Raw genomic sequence first — 20,646 nt, 5'->3', positions numbered from 1 at the left:
AACCTCCCGGCCGTTGGTGTTCGCTGTCTACTTCAGCCGCTCGGCCAGGAGTTCGGCGATGTGGCGGACCTCGATCCGCTTGCCCGCCGATTCCATGCCGCCCCTGATCTGCATGACGCAGCCCGGGCAGTCCGTGACCACGGCCGTGACGCCGCCCGCTTCGAGATTGGCCAGCTTCTTGGCCAGAAGCGTCTTGGAGATGGCCGGGAACTTCATGGAGTAGGAGCCGCCGAAACCGCAGCAGACTTCTTCCTCGTCCGTGGGCACATACTCGTGGGCCATGCCCAGGGCCTTGCGCGGGGCTTCGCGCACTTCGAGTCCGCGGCAGAGGTGGCAGGGGGAATGGTACCCCACCTTGCGGCCGGAGTTGGTGAACTCGTCCGCGCTCATGCCCAGCACGTCATGAATGAAGGAGCTGAAGTCGATGACCTTGTCCGCGAACTGTCCCACCTTGGCGGCCAGGGCGGTGTCGTCTTCGAGGAGCTTCGGGTAGCCGTGCTTGAGGTGCGAAGCGCACGAGGCGCACAGGGTTATGATGTAGTCGAAGTCGGCCGGGTCCATGGCCGTGACGTTCTGACGCGCCACGTCCTTGGCCGCATCTTTCTCGCCCATCATGACCACGGGCAGGCCGCAGCAGGACTGCTTCATGGGATATTCCATGGCCACCCCGCCGCGCTTGGAGATGATCTTCACGGCGGCCTTCATCTGCTCGGGATAGACGAAGTCCTGCACGCAGCCCGAGAAGAGCGCGACCTTCAGTGTCGGGTGCTCGACCTTGGGCTTGATGTCGGGCCACTCGTCGCGGAAGGCCTTGGAGGCGATGGCCGGAAGCTTGCGGAAGTCCTGTCCCTTCATGAACACGCTGGGCAGGTGGCGGATGAACTGGCCTTCCTTCTCCACGAAGGGCTTTTGCGCCCAGCGCATGTTCTTGAGCAGGGTGTGGAACAGGGTGCGGTTCTTGAGCACCATGCCCAGCATCTTGGAGGGCACGGGATGCCCTTCCTCATCCTGGATGCGGGAGTGGATCTCCTTGATGAGGCGCGGCAGGTCGATGCCCGCGGCGCAAATCTCCTTGCAGGCCCCGCAGTTGACGCAGTTCTGGACCAGGAACTTGGCCTTGTCGCGGCCGTGGAAGAAGTAGGTCATGATCAGGCCGATGGCGCCGATGTAGACGTGGCCGTACTTGTGGCCGCCCACCAGGCGGTAGACCGGGCAGACGTTGGCGCACGCACCGCAGCGGATGCAGCGCAGCACCTGGGCGAAGTCCTTGTCCTTGGCCAGGGCGCGGCGTCCATTGTCCAGGAAGACCACATGCATGATCTTCTTGTCCTCGGGTGCGGATTTACACTCGTTCCGGCCCGTGATCCAGGTCACGTAGGAGGTGATCTGCTGGCCGGTGGCGTTGCGCGGCAGGGCGCGCAGCACGCGCAGGGCGTCGTGCAGGGTCGGGGTCAGCTTCTCCAGGCCCACCAAGGCCACGTGGACGCGCGGCAGGGTCGTGGCCAGACGGGCGTTGCCCTCGTTGGTCACGAGCCCGATGGTACCGGTCTCGGCCACGGCGAAGTTGCCGCCCGAGATGCCCATGTCGGCGGTCACGTACTCCTTGCGAAGCTCGCGGCGCGCGACCTTGACCAGCTTCTGGATGTCCGCGTCCTGCTTCTTCTTGGTCACGTCGGAGAAGAGGTCCGCCACTTGGTAACGCGAGAGGTGGATGGCGGGCATGACCATGTGCGAGGGTCCTTCCTTGCGCAGTTGGATGATCCACTCGCCCAGGTCCGATTCGACCACGGTCAGCCCCTGCTCCTCCAGATGGTGGTTCAGGTGCGTCTCCTCGGCGGTCATGGACTTGGACTTGATGACCTTCTTGCAGTTGTTCTCGCGGGCGATGCGGGCGATGATCTCGTTGGCCTCGAAGGCGGTCTTGGCCAGGTGCACGTGCACACCCATGGCCTCTGCCTTCTGCTTGAACTCCTGATAGAGCTCGTCCATGTGGGACAAGGAGTAGTCCTTGGCGTCGGCGATCTCCTGAATCAGGCCCTTGACGTCCATGCCCGCGAAGGCGTTGGCGCGGCCGGTGCGGTAGGCCACGGCAAAGGTGTCGAGGATCTTACGCTGGAAGTCGTTGCCCAGGGACTCCTCGAGTTCGGAGAGATATTGTTCAAGGGTGGTTGCGGTCTGCATCAGGCGTCCCTCCACAGCAGAATATGCAGTTCGAGCGGCCCGTGCACGCCGATGGCGAGCACGCGTTCGATATCGGCGGTGCGGCTGGCCCCGGTGATGAAGGCCAGGTAGTTCGGGGTCCGGCGCATCATGGTCAGCAGTTCGTCCTCGGCGGCGTAGGAGGTGGCGCGCAGCTTGGAGAGCGGCAGGACCACGACGTTGATCTCGCTGACCATGGTGGACAGGCGCAGATCCTCGGACGAGGAGTCGAGCACGAGCGAGCCCGTCTCGGCGAGGCCCAGGTCGGCCACGCAAAAGCCGATGTCGATGCCCGCGAGATGATTGCGCATGCCGTCCTTCACGAGCTTGATGCCCGCCTTCTTGGCGGCGGCGGAAAGCTCCTTGAACTGCTTGTCGTCGAGCGAGGGAGCGGCGATGACACGCTCGCCGGCCTTGGTCTCGCACAGCGCGGCCGCCTCGTCCGAGACGGCCTCACCACAGCCCGAGGGCAGCAGTTGGCAGGCTTCCTTGTTCAAACACACGTCCACGGCATAGGCATAGGCGTCCTTGAGGGATTTCACCTCGGTGACTATGGCCGAGACGGCCTGCGCCTTCTGCGTGAACTGGGACACAAGTTCTTGATTCACAATAACACCTCCGCGAAAGTCCGCGTCGCCCCTGTTTGTCCGACGGGGCGACGCGGCGGTTGTACGGCTACCGGTTGGCGAGCACCTCAAGGGTCTGGGAAGCGATCTCCAGTTCCTCGTTGGTGGGCAGGATGAATATCTTCACAGGGCTCTTCGGTGTGCTGATCTCCGTGACCTGCCCACGCGGCGCGCTCATGTTGCGCTCGGCGTCGATGATCGCCCCGATGGCGGCCAGGGACGCGCAGGAAAGCTGGCGCACGACAGGATCGTTCTCGCCGATTCCGGCCGTGAAGCAGATGGCGTCGGTGCCGCCGAGCACGGCCATGTACTGGCCGATGTACTGCGTCACGCGGCGGCAGAAGACCTTCAGCGCCAGCTCCGCGTCATGGTCGCCCTCGGCCACCCGGTCGTGGATGTCGCGCATATCGTTATGGCCGCACATGCCCTTGAGTCCGCTGCGTTTGTTCAAAATGCTGTCGATTTCGCGAATGGTCAAGCCTTTGTTGTCGGCCAAAAAGGCGTGCAGGGCGGGATCGACGTCGCCCGACCGCGTGCCCATGACCAGCCCGGCCAGGGGCGTGAGGCCCATGCTCGTGTCGATGCATTTGCCGTTCTTCACGGCGGCCATGGAACAGCCGTTGCCCAGGTGCACGGTGACGCACGAGGTCTGCTCAAAGGGCTTGCCCAGAAGCTTGGCGCACTGCTTGGCCACGTAGAAATGCGAGGTGCCGTGGAAGCCGTAGCGCCTGATCTTCAGCTCCGTGTAGAGCTCCTTGGGAATGGCGTAGCGGTAGGCCTCGGGCGGCATGGTCTGATGGAAGGCGGTGTCGAACACGGCCACGTTGGGCACGCCGGGCAAAAGGCGCAGCGCGGTCTCGATGCCCGCCAGCCCACCGGGATTGTGCAGGGGCGCGAGCGGAATCTGGGCCTTGATGCCCTCGATGACCGCCGCATCGACCAGGGTGGGCGCGCTGAACGACTCGCCACCGTGCACGATGCGATGGCCGATGCCGTCGATCTCCGACACGTCGGCGATGACGCCGGTCTCGGGGGCGGTGATCAGACCCACCACGCGGGTCAGACCCTTGGCGTGGTCGGCGATGGGCTCCTCGTAGGAGAAGGTCTCCTCGCGCGAGGAACCGGGAAAGCGCTTGTGCTTCACCGCGCCCATGGATTCGCCGATGCGCTCCACGAGGCCCGAGGCCAGGACGCTCTTGGCCTCCATGTCCAATAGCTGATATTTTACGGACGAACTGCCCGAGTTCAAAACGAGTATCTTCATGAAACATGTCTCCTTGACGGGCCGCTACGCCTTCTTGGCGAACTGGGCCTGGATGGCGGTGATCGCCACGGTGTTGACGATGTCGGGCACGGTGCATCCCCGCGAGAGGTCGTTCACCGGTTTGTTCAGACCCTGCAGCACCGGGCCGATGGCCACGGCGTTGGCCGCGCGCTGCACGGCCTTGTAGGTGTTGTTGCCGGTGTTCAGGTCCGGGAAGATGAAGACCGTGGCCTTGCCCGCCACGAGCGAGTCCGGCATCTTGGTGCGCGCCACGTCGGGATCGTAGGCCGCGTCGTACTGGATCGGGCCCTCGATGGGCAGATCCGGGGCCATGGACTTGGCGATCTGGGTGGCTTCGCGCACTTTCTCGACCTCGGCGCCCGCGCCCGAGGCGCCCGTGGAGTACGAGAGCATGGCCACGCGCGGGTCCACGCCGAACTGCCGCGCCGTGTCCGCCGAGGCGATGGCGATTTCGGCCAGTTGCTGGGCATTGGGGCTCGGGTTCACGGCGCAGTCGCCGAAGACCAGAACGCGGTCGGGCATGCACATCAGGAAAACCGAGGACACGAGCGAGATGCCGGGCCTGGTCTTGACGAATTGCAGCGCGGGCCGGATGGTCTGCTGCGTGGTGGTGATGGAGCCCGAAACCATGCCTCCGGCGTGATCCTTGTAGACCATCATGGTGCCGAAGTAGGTGGGGTCGGCCATGCTGTCGCGGGCCACCTCGGGGGTCATGCCCTTGGACTTGCGAAGGTCGAGGAACGTGTTCCAGTACTCCTCGTACAGGTCGGACTTCACCGGGTCGAGAATCTGGGCCTTCTCCAGGGAGAGGCCCATCTGCCCGGCGCGGGCGAGCACGGTGTCGGGCTCGCCGAGGATGGTCAGGTCCACGATGCCGCGGCGCAAAAGGATGTCCGCGGCTTGCAGGATGCGGTCCGAAGAGCCCTCGGGCAGCACGATGTGCTGACGGTCGGCCTTGGCCTTCTCGATCAGGCTGTACTCAAACATGACCGGCGTGACCTTGGTGGACTTCTTGGCCTCCAGGCGCTTGCGCAGCTCGCCGGTGTCCACGTGCTCCTCGAAGACGCCCAGGGCCGTGGCGATCTTTTTCTGATCGTCGGGGTCGATACGGCCGTAGAGGTCCATGAGGATGCGCGTGGTCTTGTAGGTGTGGCCGTCGGCCACGAGGATGGGCATGGGAATGCCGGTCCAGCCTTCCAGGAGCTTCTGGATGGAGGCGGGAGGCTTGATGCCGCCCGTAAGCACGATGCCCGCGACCTCGGGATAGGTGTGTGACTGCCGCGTGGCGAAGCAGGCCAGCAGGATGTCGGAACGGTCGCCCGGTGTGATGACCAGGCAGTTCTTGGAGACGTACTCCAGGAAGTTGTTCACCTGCATGGCCGCCACCACGTAGTCGTCCACCAGCACTTCGAGGTGCTCGCGGCCGGAGATGACCTCGGCCCCGAGCCACTTCTGCACGTCGTGCACAGTGGGCTTGCCCAGGGAGGGTACCTCGGGGATGGCGTAGGTCAGGCACTCCTCGTTGAGGCGATATTTGCAGCGGAGGCCGGACAGGATTTCGTTCCTGTCCGGCACTTCCACGCGGTTGACGATGGTCGCCAGGATGTCCAGGCCCTTTTCGGCGAAGACGTCGATGGCGAGCTGGGTCTGGGCCACGATCTGCTTGGAGGTCTTGCCCTGCCCGTTGGCCACGAGGACCACGGGCGCGCCCAGGTTGGATGCGATTTCGGCGTTGATGTCGAACTCGAAGGCCGAGTCGCTCCCCGAGAAATCCGTGCCTTCGCACAGGATGAAATCGAAGCGGGACTCGAGCGCCTTGTACTTGGCCAGGATATTCTCCATGAGCAGGGCGTGCTCGCCCCGGTTCATGAGGTCGCGGGCCTCCTCCAGGGTGTAGCCGTAGGCGTCCTGGTAGGTCTGGTTCAGGTAGAACTGCGACAGGATGAGGTTCGTGTCGTGGTCCCGCCTGCCCTCGATCTTGCCGCTGATGATGGGCCGAAAGAAGCCCACGCGACGGATGTCGCGCATGAGCATCTGCATGAGCCCGAGGCAGATCGCCGACTTGCCGCTGCGCGGTTCGGTGTTGATCACATAGAGGTTCTTGGCCATTGGCTTCACCTTTCGGTTGACTGTCCCCGCCGTCCTCGCACAACGCCTAGAGCGAGGCGGCGTAGAGCTCGATCACGTGTTTGACCGGGATGGATTTCCCGGACTTCGAGAGCATGTCCGCCAGTTGCAGCATGCAGGCCGGGCAGCTCGTGGTCGCGACTTTTGCCCCTGTCGCGATGATGCTCTGGGCCTTCTTGCCGCCGATGATGTCGGACAGCTTGTAGTGCTTGAGGTTGAAGCTGCCGCCGCAGCCGCAGCACGAGGGCCCGCCGGGCAGTTCGGCCACGGTGTAGCCCGGATTGGCCGCGAGCACGGCCCTGGGCTGGGCGGTGATGCCCAGCGAGTTCCGCAGGTGGCAGGGGTCGTGGTAGGCGGCCTTGGCCGCGTCGCCCGTGGCCGTCGCGGGCTGGACCTTGAGCACGTCCACGAGGAACTGGCTGATGTCCATGACCTTGCCCGCGATCATGCGGGGACGGCCCTGGTCGAGCGAGTCGCCGTAGTACTTGGGCCAGAGCTTGGCGATGGTCGAGGTGCAGGTGGCGCAGGGCGTGACCATGTAGTCCCACTTGGCCTTGGCGAAGAGGTCGAGGTTGGCCCTGACCATCTTGTCGAAGGCGCCGGTTTCGCCGCTGGAGAGCGCCGGGATGCCGCAGCAGGCCTGGTTGGCGGGCATGTACACGCCAACGCCGTGGTGTTCGAGCACCTTCAGCACGGCCTGACCCACCTCGGGGAATATCTTGTCCGTGACGCAGCCCGGGAAGAAGGCCACGCGCAGACCCGATTTGCCCGGAGGGGTGTCGAGTTTGGGCACGATGGAGTGCAGCGGTTTCTTGGCCAGCCCCTTGAAGTGGCGGTCCGCGATGACCGGCGCGTTGAAGCGGGCGCAGGAGGTGCCGATGATGGCATCGGCCTCCTTGGTGAACAGCCCCTGGAAGGTCGCGCCGAGCGACAGCAGGTTGTTCATCAGCTTGGGGTTGGTCAGAAGCTTCCTGAAGATCAGGCGCTGCGCCGGGGGCAGCCCCAGGTATCCGGCCATGATGGCCCGCGCGCGCAGGAAGATGTCAGTGACCTTCACGCCGGAGGGACAGTTGGCCTCGCAGGTGCCGCACAGAAGGCAGCGCTGGAGCTTTTCGTTGACGCCCTCGGGGTCCTTGATCATTTCGTCGGCAAGGCCCGAGAGCAGGGCCAACTTGCCGCGCGTGACGTCCGTCTCCCTGCCCGTCTGGGCAAAGACCGGACACTGGGCCTGACACATGCCGCAACGCATGCAGCCGGTCAGCAGATCGTCCAGCTCCTTGAGCATGGACACGAGTTTCTTGATGTCAGCCATGTCGTCCTCCAAAAGGCTAGCCGAGCAGGGGGCCGAGAATCTTGCCGGGGTTCAGGATGCCCTTGGGGTCGAGCACGCTCTTCATGCGCCGCGAGTACTCGATGGAGGCGATGCCGCACTCGTTCTTCATGTACTTGGACTTGGCCAGGCCGATGCCGTGCTCGCCCGAGAGCGTTCCGCCAAGCGCCAGGGCCTCGTCGAAGATGGCGTCCACGGCCTCTTCCACGCGGTGCCACTCGTTGGCGTCGCGCTTGTCCGTGAGGATGGTCGGGTGCAGGTTGCCGTCGCCGGCGTGGCCGAAGGTGCCGATGGTCAGGTCGTATTTCTTGGCGATGCGGTCCAGCGCCTGCATCATGGCCGGAATCTTGGACCGGGGCACGGTGGCGTCTTCGAGCACGGTAGTCGGGCGCACGCGCGCCAGGGCGGGCAGCGCGTCGCGGCGGGCCTGCCAGACGGCGTTGCGCTCGGCCGCGTCCTTGGCCACTCGGACGCTCCTGGCCTTGTGCTCCTTGCAGATGGCCTCGACCTTGGCCGCGTCGTCCTCGACCTGGGCGGGATGGCCGTCCACCTCGATGAGCAGCATGGCGGCGGCGTCCGTGGGCAGGCCGGCCTTGCGGAAGTTCTCCACCGTACGGATGGTGAAGTTGTCCATCATTTCGAGGGTGGCGGGCAGGATCTTGTTGGCGATGATCGCTGCCACAGCGCGCGAGGCGCCCATGACGTCGTCGAACACGGCCATCATGGCCTTGAAGGCGGTCGGGGGCGGCACGAGCTTCAGGGTGATCTTCTCGAACACGCCGAGCGTGCCCTCGGAAGCGATCATCAAGCCGGCCAAGTTGTAGCCGGTGACGCACTTCACTGTCTTGCCGCCGGAGCGGACCAGTTCGCCGTTCACATCGAAGAAGTCGATGCCCATGACGTAGTCCTTGGTCACGCCGTACTTCAGGGCGCGCAGGCCGCCCGCGTTCTCGGCCACGTTGCCGCCCAGGGTGGAGACGGCCTGCGAGCCCGGATCGGGCGGATACAGCAGGCCCTTGGAGGCCACGTGGGCCGCGAACTTGGCCGTGACCACGCCGGGCTGGACCACGGCGTAGAGGTCTTCCTCGTTGAGTTCGAGGATCTTGTCCAGGGCCGAGGTCAGGCAGACCACGCCGCCGGGATGCGGAATGGTGCCGCCCGAAAGGTTGGTGCCCGCGCCGCGCACGGTCAGCTTCAGGCCGTTGTCGTTGCACAGCTTGACGACCTTGCCCAGGTTCTCGGATTCCGTGGGACGGACCACGATGCCGGGCTGGACCTGGTCCAGCACGGCTGAATCGTAGGAGTAAGAGTGCAGTTCGGTGGCCTCGGTCATGACGTTGTCCTTGCCGACAGCCGTCTCGAACTCGGTGATGAGCGCCTTGGAAATCATGATGTGGCTCTCCTTTGATCAGTTGGATTTGCGAGTGCGGGCCTTTTGCCAGTGAAAGACTCACCGGCGGACCGGACCTCCGCATTCCCGGGGGCCGCAGGCGGCGGCACCGGGGAATGGGGAGGTCCGGGGGATTTCCCCCCGGACCAGGAACCCATTGCCGCTAGTACAGGTGCGGCATGAACACGAAGGCCATCAGGCTGGCCACGATGCCGACCACGGCGCCGTAGAGCAGGAACGGCCAGAAGGTGCGCTTGAGGATCTGGCCTTCCATGCCGGAAAGGCCCACCACGGCGCACACGGCCACGATGTTGTGGATGCAAACCATGTTGCCCATGGCGCCGCCCACGACCTGCGCCGCGACGATGACCTGGTGCGGCAGGTCGAGCTGGCTCGCCATGCCCCACTGGAATTCGGCGAAGAGCAGGTTCGACACGGTGTTGGAGCCGGTGATGAACGCGCCCAGGCCGCCCACGAAGGAGGCGAACAGAGGCCAGGCGTTGCCCACGATGTCGGACACGGCCTTGGCCATGACCAGAGGCATGGAGGCGTAGCCGTTGGGGTTCAGGGCCACGTCGCCGATGCCCGAGCCACGGAAGATGGAAACCAGGGCCACGGCGAAGAACAGGGCGATGGCCGGGTTCTTCATGCGCTTTATGGAATCCACCCAGGCGGCCTTGACCTTGTCGCCGGGCATGCCGTGGATCCAGATGGTCAGGATGGCGACCAGCATGAAGGGAATGGTGCCGGGCAGGTAGAGGTACTGGATGGCCGCGTTGACCGACTCATAGCCAAGGATGCCCTTGAAGCTGATGCTCTGGCCGGCCAGAAGGGCCTTCAGGCCGAGTTCATTGATGCGGGTCAGGACCAGGAACAGGCCGATGAGCACGTAGGGCAGCCAGGCGCGGAACTGGCTCATGCGCGCCTCGAACTTGCAACCCTCGGCAGCCGCCGTGACGGAACCGGTCCACTCGGGATCCCAGTTCTTCTGGGAGCCGAAGGTGAAGACGCCGTCGCTGGGCAGGGCGATGCCCTTCTTGGCGCCCCAGACCACGATGCCAAGGCCCACAAGGCCGCCGATCAGGGACGGGAACTCGGGACCGACCAGCCAGGCGAAGACCAGGTAGGGGATGGTGAAGGCCACGGCCGCGAAGACGCAGAATTTCCACGCCGCCAGACCTTCCTTCCAGGAACGGTTGGGGCCGAAGACGCGGGAGATGAAGCCGAGCATGAAGATGGGCAGGATGAAGATCATCGGCAGGTGCATCAGGGTCGCCCACTGGCCGATGAGCATGTTGAAGGACTCCATGTTCGTGAAGTTCACGCCCGCCAGACCCGAGGTGGCGGCGGTGTTCACGAGTTCCTTCAGGAAGCCCAGGCCCAGGATGATGGGCGTGCCCACCGCGCCGAAGGAGACCGGGAAGGAGTTGAAGACCAGGCAGATGACGGCCGCGGCCAGGGGCGGGAAGCCCAGGGCCAGAAGCAGCGGCGCAGCCAGGGCGGCCGGGGTGCCGAAGCCCGCGGCGCCTTCGATGAAGGCCGCGAACAGGTAACCGATGATGATGGCCTGCACGCGCATGTCGGGAGAGATGCCCTGCATGCCGCACTGGATGGTTTCCATGCCGCCGGAATCGCGCAGCGTGTAAAGAATGAGGATCGCGCCGAAGACGATGATGAGAATGCCGATTGCGCCGATGACGCCCTGGATGGTCAGCGCGGCCACGTAGCCCGCGGGCAGCTGCCACACGAGCACGCCCGCGAGAGCGGTGACGAGCCAGGCCAGGGGCATGGCCTTGGTCGCGGGCCAGCGCATGCCCACCATGAGCACGAGCGCCAGAGCGATGGGGATTGCGGCGATGAGCGCCAAAAGTCCGACTGACATGTACAGCCCTCCAAACAAGAGTGAGTTCATACTGGCATCGGTGCGCGGTCCCGCCTCGATTCTTCGGACCGCCGTCCGACACCTGCCCGCTCCGTCTGCTCCGCCTCGTCAGCCGGCGCGGGCCGCATCAAACCGCTTGAACCTCGATATGCGCATGGAATGCCGGGGCCCCGCCTTCGGGGCCCCGGCGATCGAACCCTAACCGCCCAGACCCGAGTCGCACGGCTCGTCCCCGGCGGTGGGACGGGAGTGCTCCGCGGTCTCGGACAGCACGCATTTGGGCAGCGGCGCGACCGCTCCCTCGGCGTAGGGGTTCGCTCCGGCCATCTGGTTCAGGATGCGCCAACGCTCGTTGACCTCCTGCTCGATGGCGGCGCGCAGTTCCTTGGCTTCCTCGGGAACGGCCTTCGCCAGCACGGCGAAACGGTTCTCGCTCATGAGGAAGTCCTGGATGGTGCCGTCAGGCGCCTTGGAGTCGATGACCAGCGGGTTCTCGCCCTGCCGCGCGCGGCGCGGATCGTAGCGGAACAGCGGCCAGTAGCCGGACTCCACGGCGGTTTTGGTCTGCTCCTGAGTCTTGCCCATGCCCTTCTTGAGGCCCTGGTTGATGCAGGGGGCGTAGGCGATGACGATGGAGGGACCCTTGTAGCTCTCGGCCTCCTGGAAGGCCTTGAGGAGTTGGTTCTTGTTCGCGCCCATGCCCACGGCGGCCACGTAGACGTAGCCGTAGGTCATGAGCATCCGGGCCAGGTCCTTCTTGCGGACCTGCTTGCCCGAGGCGGCGAACTTGGCCACCGCGCCGGTGGGCGTGGCCTTGGAGGACTGGCCGCCGGTGTTGGAGTACACCTCGGTGTCCATGACCAGGATGTTCACGTCCTCGCCCGAGGCCAGCACGTGGTCCAATCCGCCGTAGCCGATGTCGTAGGCCCAGCCGTCGCCGCCGAAGATCCACACGGACTTCTTGGTGAACAGGTCGGCCTGGGCGAGGATCTCGGCGAAGGCCGCGCCCGCGCCGGGCAGAAGCTGCTTCAGCTTGTCGCCCGCGGCCTTGGAGAGGTCGGGGTCGTCCTTGCCCGCGAGCCAGGCTTCCATGGCGGCCTTGAGGTCGCCCGAAGCCTGAGGCAGGGCCTCACGCATCAGGTCGGCCAGCCGGTCGCGGCGCTGGCGGGTGCCAAGCGCGATGCCGTAGCCGAACTCGGCCGCGTCCTCGAAGAGCGAGTTGCCCCAGGCCGGACCGTGGCCGTCCTTGTTCACGCAGTAGGGCGTGGAGGGAGCCGAGGCGCCCCAGATGGAGGAGCAGCCCGTGGCGTTGGCGATGACCATGCGCTCGCCGAAGAGCTGGGTCAGCACGCGGACGTACGGGGTTTCGCCGCAGCCCGAGCACGCGCCCGAGAACTCCATGAGCGACTTCTGGAACTGGCTGCCCTTGACCGTGGCGCGGCTCATCAGGCTGTCCTTGAGCGGCACGGTCACGGCAAAGTCGTAGTTGGGCACCTGGGCCGGGGTCTGGGTGGCCAGGGGCTTCATGACCAGGGCCTTTTCCTTGGACGGACAGATGTCGGCGCAGTTGCCGCAGCCCATGCAGTCCAGGGCGTCCACCTGCATGCGGTAGGCCAGGCCCTTGAGCTCCTTGCCCTTGGCCTCCACGGTCTCGAAGGCCGCGGGAGCGGAGGCGAGCTCATCGGCGGTGGCCAGCACGGGCAGAAGCGCCGAGTGCGGACAGACGAACGAGCACTGGTTGCACTGGATGCAGTTCTCCTTGATCCACTCGGGGACCAGGATGGCCACGCCGCGCTTCTCGTACTGCGAGGTGGCCGTGGGGAAGATGCCGTCCGGGGTGAAGGCGGACACGGGCAGGGCGTCGCCCTTTTGGGCCAGCATCGGCTTCATGACCTTGGAGACGAACTCGGGCTCGTTCAAGGCCTTGGCGGCATCGTCCGCGGCGTCGGCCCAGGAGGCCGGGTAGGCGACGGGCTCAAGCGCCTCGATGGACTTTTCCACGGCGGCCACGTTCATGGAGACGATCTTCTCGCCCTTGGCGCCGTAGGCCTTCTTGATGGAGTCCTTGAGCATGGTCACGGCCTGCTCGAAGGGAATCACGCCCGCAAGCTTGAAGAAGGCGGTCTGCATGATCATGTTGATGCGGCCGCCCAGTCCCACTTCCTGCGCGATCTTGACCGCGTCGATGGTGTAGAACTTGAGCTTCTTCTGGGCGATGCGGCGCTTGAGGGCGCCCGGCAGACTCTTCTCCATCTCGGCCAGCGACCAGGGGGAGTTGAGCACGAAGGTACCGCCGTCCTTGACGCCGTCGAGCAGGTCGTAGGCCGTGACGTAGGCCGGGTTGTGACAGGCCACGTAATCGGCCGAGTTGACCAGGTAGGTGGACTGGATGGGCGACTTGCCGAAGCGCAGGTGCGAGATGGTGATGCCGCCGGACTTCTTGGAATCGTAGGCGAAGTAGGCCTGCACGAAGAGGTCCGTGGCGTCGCCGATGATCTTGATGGCCTGCTTGTTCGCGCCCACCGTGCCGTCCGCGCCCAGGCCCCAGAACTTGCACTGGATGGTGCCTTCGGGCGTGGTGTCGGGGAAGGAGGCGTCGACGGGCAGCGAGGTGTTGGTCACGTCGTCCTCGATGCCGACCACGAAGTGGTTCTTGGGAGCGGCGGCGGCCATGTTGTCGTACACGGACTTGACCATGGCCGGGGTGAACTCCTTGGAGCCCAGGCCGTAGCGGCCGGCCAGGAAGCGCACGCCGGTGACGCCGCGCTCGATGGCCGAGGCGCAGACGTCGAGGTACAGGGGGTCGCCCTGCGCGCCAGGCTCCTTGGTGCGGTCGAGCACGGTCACGGTCTTGGCCGTGGCGGGCAGGACGTCGAACAGAGCGTCCGGGGAGAAGGGACGGTAGAGACGGACCTTGATCAGGCCGACCTTCTCGCCCTTGGCCAGGAGGTGGTTGACGACCTCCTCGGCGGTCTCGCAGCCCGAGCCCATGGCGATGATCACGCGCTCGGCGTCGGCCGCGCCCACGTAGTCGAAGAGCTTGTAGCTGCGGCCGGTGAGCTGGCCGACCTTCTCCATGTAGGAGGCCACGATGGCCGGGATCTTCCGGTAGTAGGGGTTGGACGCCTCGCGGCCCTGGAAATAGATGTCGGGGTTCTGGGCGGTACCGCGGATGTGCGGGTGCTCGGGATTCATGGCCCTCTGGCGGAAACGGGCCAGGGCTTCCTGGTTGATGAGGGCCTTCATGTCCTCATAGCTCTCGACCTTGATCTTCTGGATCTCGTGCGAGGTGCGGAAGCCGTCGAAGAAATGCATGAACGGCACCGAGGACTCGATGGCCGCGAGATGGGCCACCAGGGCCATGTCGTGGGCCTCCTGCACGGAGTTGGAGGCCAGCATGGCGAAGCCGGTCTGGCGGGTGGCGTAAATGTCCTGATGGTCGCCGAAGATGGACAGGGCATGGGCGGCCACGGCGCGGGCCGAGACATGGAAGACGCCGGGCAGAAGCTCGCCCGCGATCTTGTACATGTTGGGAATCATGAGCAGAAGGCCCTGCGAGGCGGTAAACGTGGAGGTCAGCGCTCCGGCCGCCAGGGAGCCGTGCACCGCGCCGGCGGCACCGGCCTCGGACTGCAACTCGCGGACGTTCAGGACCTGGCCGAAGGCGTTCTTGCGTCCCTGCGCGGCCCATTCGTCGCACACCTCGCCCATGGTGGAGGACGGGGTGATCGGATAGATGGCCGCGACTTCGCTCATCGCGTAAGCGACGTAGGAGGTCGCGGTGTTGCCATCGACTGTCATCATCTTCTTCGCCATTTCTCTCTCCTTCCGAGGTCGGCCCGGTCATTCCGGAATGGAACGGGGCCGCAGTGGTTCGACCTTCGGCCGGTACATCCGGCCTGCGCCCGCCACGCGCAAGACGATCCGCCGAAGGCTAAAACAAGAAACATGCCACTTTGACGCACCCTCACAGTAGCCCACTACCACAGGCCAGCAAGACGGTCACGGCGAAAGGTGGAAAATCGTCGACGAACGATTTTTCTGAAAAATCGGACGCAATTTTCCCTTGCCACACTGCACCCCGAAAACCCTTGCCACGACTGCTTTTCGCGCGGGCATTGTACATGCTCGGCGACCAGACTGATCGAGCAATCAATTGATATCGCTGGATTCCTGCATTTTGGAGTGGGCGAGGCTGGAATTCCGGAATTCCAGAATATCAGACTCGCTAGGGCGATTTTCCGGAAACTGCGCTCAAAGGATCAGGAACTGCCGTCCGGGACGGCCAAAGCCATCTGCTCGGCCTGTTCGGCCGGGACCGCCCGGCAGAAGAGCCAACCCTGGGCCAAGCGGCAGCCGATGGAGCGCAGGTAATCCGCCTGCTCTCGGGTCTCCACGCCCTCGGCCACCGGTTCGATACCCAGGCTCATGGCCAGATCCACCACGGCCTTGAGCAGAGCTCCTCCGTCCGGGGTATGGCTGCGCGCGATGAAAGCACGGTCGATCTTCAGCTTCTGCACGGGCAGGTTGCGCAGGTAGGCCAGGGAGGAATAGCCCGTGCCGAAGTCGTCCAGGGCCAGCCGTACGCCAAGGGACGACAGTTCATCGATGACCCGCCGCGCGGCCTCGAAGTTCTCCATGAGGGTCGTCTCGGTGATCTCGATCTCCAGACAATCTGGATCGAGCCCACTCGCCGCGAGCGCGCCGGATACGTCGTCAACGAGGGTGCCTCGCAGGAAGTGGCGCGCGGAGATGTTCACGGCCACGAACAGCCTGCGCCCGCCCGTGGCGTTGAGCCGGGCGCAGAAGCCACAGGCCTGCTCCAGGATCAGCCGGTCGATGCGCACGATGAGTCCGGTCTTCTCGGCCACGGCGATGAACCCGGCGTCCGGCGGCACCACGCCGTTCTCGTCGCGCCAACGGGCCAGGGCCTCAAAGCCCGCCGGACAACCGTCATCGATGCCGACCACAGGTTGAAAATAGGCCGTGATGCGGTCGTCGGACACGGCCGCGCGCAACTGGTTCTCGGTGCGCAGCCTGACCACGGCCTGGTAGTTCAGGTCCGGGGTGAAGAAGCTGAAGGTGTTCTTGCCCAGTGTCTTGGAGCGGTACATGGCCATGTCCGCGCACTGCATCAGCCGTTCGGGGGTCCGGCCGTCCTGGGGATAAACGGCGATGCCTATGCTCACGCCGAGGAATATCTCCGCCTGGGCGGCCGCGAAGGGTTCACCCATGGTTGCGATTATCTTGCGCGCCACCTCGGCGAGATCCTCGGGTTCGTCCACGCCCTCGACGATGATCGTGAACTCGTCGCCGCCCAGGCGCGCCAGGGTGTCGGAACGGCGCAACGCGGCGCGCAACCGCTCGGCGACCTGGATAAGCACCTCGTCGCCCGCCTGATGTCCCAGCGAGTCGTTGATTCCCTTGAACTCGTCGAGGTCCAGAAGCATCACCCCAAGCCGCGTGCCCGCGCGCTCGGCCATGGCCACGGCATGTTCCAGGCGGATCAGGAAGTGGGCGCGGTTGGGCTGCCCCGTCAGGTCGTCGGTGAAGGCTTGGCGCGCCAACCGCTCCTCGGCTTCCTTCATGCGCCCGATGTCCAGAATCGAGGCGATGGACTTGCCTGTGCCCGGAATCAGGGCCACGGTCATGCTCACGTGCCGCACCCGGCCCAGCGCGTCCTTGAAGCGCGCCTCGTACACGCGCGGGGCGGCCTCCGGCGTGACGCGGCGCAGCCGGTGGTATTCGAGCATCCGGGGCACGTCGTCCTCGTGGAAGAACTGCGTCCACGACGGTCGCTCGGCGAGCCGCTCCTCGCTCACGCCCGCGAACTTGGCGAACTCGCGGTTGGCCAGGATGATGGAGGTGTCCTCTTCGATCAGGATGGAGGCCGCGCCGGTGTTCATGAAGATGGTCCGGTAGCGCTCCTCGGACTCGCGCAGCTCGTCGAAGACCGTGGACATGTCCCGGGCCAGCCGGGCCAGTTCGTCGTCGCCCGGCAAGGAAACGCCCCGCTGCCCCACGGGCAGGGTTCGCACGGAGCGCACCTGGTCGCCCAGGCTGGTTACGCGCGCCAGCACCCGCCGTTCCAGAAAGAGACCCAGCAGCAACGCGGCCAGGAGGCCGGCCAAAGAGAGCGAGAGCATGAGGAGCCGCGAGGCCTGGGCTCCGGCCTCACTTATGGCCATCGGAGATGTAACTTCGATGCGCAGGGCAGGCAGACCGAATACGTCGCGCATCATCGCGGCCGCGGCCAGCTCCGTTCCCCGCCGGGTCACGGCGCGATCCTTGACCACGGCTTCCTCGTCACTCGTTCCCTTGGGCGCGAGGGTCAGGGCCAAGTCCGTACGCTCGGCGATCTCGGCCACATATTTCGGGTCGATGCGCCTGGCCATGACCAGCCAGCCCGGTGATGGCCCTTCCTGGGCCGAGTCGAGAACCGGCCGACAGGCCAGAATGTATAACCCGCCACCGTGGCGGAAGACGCCCTTGAACCCGCTCTCGCCCGGAAAGGCGTTCCTGTCTCCCGCGCGGCGGGCCAAAAGCCCGACCATGCCCTCGGGAAGGGGAATGATGTCCGCCGATCCCGCGGCCCGATAGCCCTGCCAGGCAGGCCGCAAATCGGACCGCAACAGCAGAATCAGATGCAGTTTTTGCGTCTCGAACGTCGAAGGAACGAGGTTGGTTTCAGAATAATCGGGCTTTCGGCCCCGCAGGTAGGCGAAGGTGTCGTCCCACCATGCCCAGTCGCGCACCACCCGGTCCAGGGCTTCCAGGTCGGCCTCGATGGCGTTCACGGCCCTACGCGCGTCGCGCAGGATCTCTCCTTGCTCGATGCTCGCAAAACGGCCTTGCACGATGCTGCTGGTCAGAACGATGGAAGCGAGAATCAGGATGCTGAAGACGCCCGTGACAAAGGCGATGGTGACGGTGCGCAGGCTTTCGCCCCGCCCGCCGATGCGCGTCGTCAATCTCGCCATCCGCACCCCCTCCGGCCCGGATACGCCCAGAAATGGCCCCTCTCCCCTCGACCCCGCCCCGGGCAAGGGGGACCGGAGCTACTGCGTGGCCGTGGAGCCCGCCGAACCCTGCGAGGAGACGAGCTTGGCCACGTAGGCCTTGACCTTCTCGTCCTGGCGCCACTCGGCGTAGAGTTTCTCCCACTGCGCGAAATCGCGCTCCTCCTGGTCGAGCAGGCCTTCGTGCGACTGGTTCCACAGGCCGAAGAGGTACATTTCGATCTTGAAGGACGGCGAGTCGAAGACCTTGGCCAGAACGCCTTCCTGATACTTCTGCCCGTCCATGCGCGAGGCCATGAAGGCGCACACGTTCTCGGTGGCGCGCTGCTGATCGGTCTCGGCGCCGTTGACCATTTCCATGAGGCCCGCGAGGTGGGGTGCGTCGGCGCGCACCTTTTCGACCACGGCCTGGGGCACGTCGTAGACCAGCGCTCCGCCGCGCTCCTTCAGATAATAGAACCGCAACCAATGCTCGAAGCGCAAGACCTCGGAGGTATCCAGGGCTGCCTTCGCGACATCGGTGGACAACTTCTGCTCTTCCATGACGACTCCTTGAAAAAGGCCGTACCATGTCGGCCGAACGATCACTCGGGCGGACACTATGTCCATGCCCGACCCGGCAGTCAAGTCGCGAATACTCCTGAAAAAGATGCGGGAAACGAGCTTGTCGCCACCCCCCTTTGTTTTCAGGCCGCTCAAAAACATCCAGATGCAAGACGCGAGGAAAGATCAAGGCCGACGAGCAGTTGCAGCTCGCAAGGATTTGAATTTTTCACGGCAACGCGGCAGATGGGGGTTTTTCAGCAGCCGCGAACTATTGTTCAGCAGGAAATTTCAATACAGATGGCAGCTCACAAAGCGGCCGGGCGCGGCCTCGCGCCAGGCCGGGAATATCTCCGGACAGGGCCCAAAGGCGCTCGGGCAGCGGGGATGGAAGGGGCAGCCGGTCGGCGGGTCGAAGGGGCTGGGCGGCTCGCCGCGCAGCTTCTCGCGTTTCCGGCTCTTGCCTGGATCGGGCACGGGCACGGCCGAGAGCAGCGCCTTGGCGTAGGGGTGCAGCGGCTCGGCGAAGAGCGCCTCGCGCGGGGACCGCTCCATGAGCCTGCCCAGATACATCACGGCCACCTCGTCGCACATGGAACCGACCACGGACAGGTCGTGCGAGACGAAGAGGTAGGTCAGGCCCAGGCGCTCCTGCAGGTCGCGCAAAAGGTTCACGATCTGCGCCTGCACCGAAACGTCCAGGGCCGAGACGGGCTCGTCGCAGACCACGAGCTGCGGCTCCAGGGCCAGGCAGCGGGCGATGGCCACGCGCTGCCGTTGGCCGCCCGAGAACTCGTGCGGGTAGCGCGCGGCATGCGCCGGGGAAAGCCCGACCATGCGCAACAGTTCGGCCACGCGCTCGCGGCGGAAGGCCGCGTCGCCCACGCCGTGGATGACCAGCCCCTCGCCCACGATGCCGCCGATCTTCTGGCGCGGGTTGAGCGAGGAATAGGGGTCCTGAAAGACCATCTGCACCTGACGGCGGAAATCGGCAGGCAGGCGCGGCCACACGGACTCGCCCCGAAAGAGCGCGCGCCCCTCGTCGGGCCGCTCCAGGGCCACGGCCAGGCGGGCCAGGGTGGACTTGCCGCAGCCCGACTCGCCCACGAGCCCGAGCGTGGCGCCCTGCGGCACGGCCAGACTCACGTCGGTCACGGCGCGCACCACCTGCCGCCGGGAGCCGAACAGGCCGTCGCGCACGGAGTAGCGCCGCGAAACGCCGTCGAGTTCGAGGAGCGCGCTCACGGCCGCCCTCCTCCGTCGGCACGAAGCCAGCAGCGCGTGCCGCGCTCGCCGAAGGCGGGCGGAATCTCCACGCGGCAGCGGTCGAAGACGTGCGGACAGCGGGGATGGAAATGGCAGCCGGACGGCAGGGCCGAGATGTCCGGCGTCGTGCCGGGGATGGGCGTCAGCCGCGCGCGCCTGCCCGCATCCAGACGCGGCAGCGAGGCCAGGAGCCCCTGCGTGTAGGGGTGCTCGGGCGCGGCGAAGACATCGGCCACGGACGCGCGCTCCACGATCCGGCCCGCATACATCACGGCCGCGCGCGCGGCCGAGCCCGCGACCACGCCCAGGTCGTGCGTCACGAGCAGCACGGACATGCCGCGCCCGGCCTTGAGCCGGTCCAAAAGATCGAGGATTTCCGCCTGGATGGTCACGTCCAGGGCCGTGGTCGGCTCGTCGGCCAAAAGCACTTCCGGATCGCAGGAGAGCGCCATGGCGATGACCACGCGCTGGCGCATGCCGCCGGAAAGCTCGTGCGGGTAGCTTTTTGCGCGGCGCTCGGGGTTGGGGATGCCCACCTCGGCCAGAAGCTCCACGGCCCTGGCCATGGCCTGGCGGGGCGAAAGCCCCAGGTGAAGCCGCACAGGCTCGGCGATCTGCTCGCCCACGGTGAAGACGGGATTGAGCGCGGTCATGGGCTCCTGAAAGACCATGGCCAGATGGCGGCCGCGCAAAAGCCGCCGCGCCTCGGGATCGAGCGTCGTCAGTTCGCGCTCCCGGAAACGGATCGAGCCTTCGGCCACGCGACCCGGTTCGGGCACGAGCCCGAGGATGGAGAGCGCGACCATGGTCTTGCCCGAGCCCGACTCGCCCACCAGGGCCAGGGTCTCGCCGGGGATCAGGTCCAGGTCCGCGCCGTCCACGGCCACGGCCGGACCCGCTTCGAGATCGAAGACCGTGGTGAGACCGCGAATGGAGAGGACCGGGGCGACCATGACCCGCCTTGTACGGCCTTTGCCGC

12 protein-coding genes are annotated in these 20,646 nt (G+C 65.6%); all 12 read right to left on the bottom strand.

Going from position 1 to position 20,646, the window contains the following annotated elements:
* Positions 1–27: 27 nt before the first annotated feature.
* The 12 genes from ldhH to DSAT_RS02380 all read right to left on the bottom strand — a co-directional run bounded on the left by ldhH (position 28) and on the right by DSAT_RS02380 (position 20,620).
* Positions 28–2,181, bottom strand: coding sequence for an L-lactate dehydrogenase (quinone) large subunit LdhH (ldhH, locus tag DSAT_RS02435; RefSeq protein ID WP_020885994.1), 2,154 nt, complete (start codon positions 2,179–2,181; stop codon positions 28–30).
* A complete protein-coding gene (locus tag DSAT_RS02430) occupies positions 2,181–2,807 on the bottom strand; it encodes a lactate utilization protein (RefSeq protein ID WP_020885993.1) in 627 nt (208 codons plus the stop codon). The genes ldhH and DSAT_RS02430 overlap by 1 nt, the downstream gene beginning before the upstream one ends.
* Positions 2,808–2,874: 67 nt before the next feature.
* Positions 2,875–4,089 (bottom strand): acetate kinase, encoded by a 1,215-nt coding sequence (locus DSAT_RS02425; protein WP_020885992.1) that lies wholly within the window; start codon positions 4,087–4,089, stop codon positions 2,875–2,877.
* 24 nt (positions 4,090–4,113) lie between these two features.
* Positions 4,114–6,219, bottom strand: a complete 2,106-nt coding sequence (gene pta / locus DSAT_RS02420; RefSeq protein ID WP_020885991.1) for a phosphate acetyltransferase — start codon at positions 6,217–6,219, stop codon at positions 4,114–4,116.
* Positions 6,220–6,265: 46 nt separating this feature from the next.
* Positions 6,266–7,549, bottom strand: coding sequence for a (Fe-S)-binding protein (locus DSAT_RS02415; RefSeq protein WP_020885990.1), 1,284 nt, complete (start codon positions 7,547–7,549; stop codon positions 6,266–6,268).
* Between the two features lie 16 nt (positions 7,550–7,565).
* Positions 7,566–8,957, bottom strand: coding sequence for an FAD-binding oxidoreductase (locus DSAT_RS02410; RefSeq protein WP_020885989.1), 1,392 nt, complete (start codon positions 8,955–8,957; stop codon positions 7,566–7,568).
* 163 nt (positions 8,958–9,120) lie between these two features.
* Complete coding sequence (locus DSAT_RS02405) at positions 9,121–10,839, bottom strand: L-lactate permease (protein WP_020885988.1); 1,719 nt, start codon at positions 10,837–10,839, stop codon at positions 9,121–9,123.
* A 198-nt stretch (positions 10,840–11,037) separates the two neighbouring features.
* A complete protein-coding gene (gene nifJ, locus DSAT_RS02400) occupies positions 11,038–14,655 on the bottom strand; it encodes a pyruvate:ferredoxin (flavodoxin) oxidoreductase (protein WP_020885987.1) in 3,618 nt (1,205 codons plus the stop codon).
* A 446-nt stretch (positions 14,656–15,101) separates the two neighbouring features.
* A complete protein-coding gene (locus DSAT_RS14730; RefSeq protein ID WP_020885986.1) occupies positions 15,102–17,819 on the bottom strand; it encodes a bifunctional diguanylate cyclase/phosphodiesterase in 2,718 nt (905 codons plus the stop codon).
* A 78-nt stretch (positions 17,820–17,897) separates the two neighbouring features.
* Entirely contained in the window at positions 17,898–18,401 is a 504-nt protein-coding gene (locus tag DSAT_RS02390) for a hypothetical protein (protein WP_020885985.1), read from the bottom strand.
* 291 nt (positions 18,402–18,692) lie between these two features.
* Positions 18,693–19,646, bottom strand: coding sequence for an ABC transporter ATP-binding protein (locus DSAT_RS02385; RefSeq protein ID WP_020885984.1), 954 nt, complete (start codon positions 19,644–19,646; stop codon positions 18,693–18,695).
* Positions 19,643–20,620, bottom strand: coding sequence for an ABC transporter ATP-binding protein (locus tag DSAT_RS02380; RefSeq protein ID WP_020885983.1), 978 nt, complete (start codon positions 20,618–20,620; stop codon positions 19,643–19,645). Before DSAT_RS02380 ends, DSAT_RS02385 begins: the two co-directional genes overlap by 4 nt.
* Positions 20,621–20,646 lie beyond the last annotated feature (26 nt).

Origin of the sequence: Alkalidesulfovibrio alkalitolerans DSM 16529 (assembly GCF_000422245.1) — a bacterium.
In the GTDB taxonomy this organism is placed as follows: domain Bacteria; phylum Desulfobacterota; class Desulfovibrionia; order Desulfovibrionales; family Desulfovibrionaceae; genus Alkalidesulfovibrio; species Alkalidesulfovibrio alkalitolerans.
The sequence above is the reverse complement of the archived record's forward strand: the minus strand, read 5'-3'. Positions and strand labels throughout refer to the sequence as shown.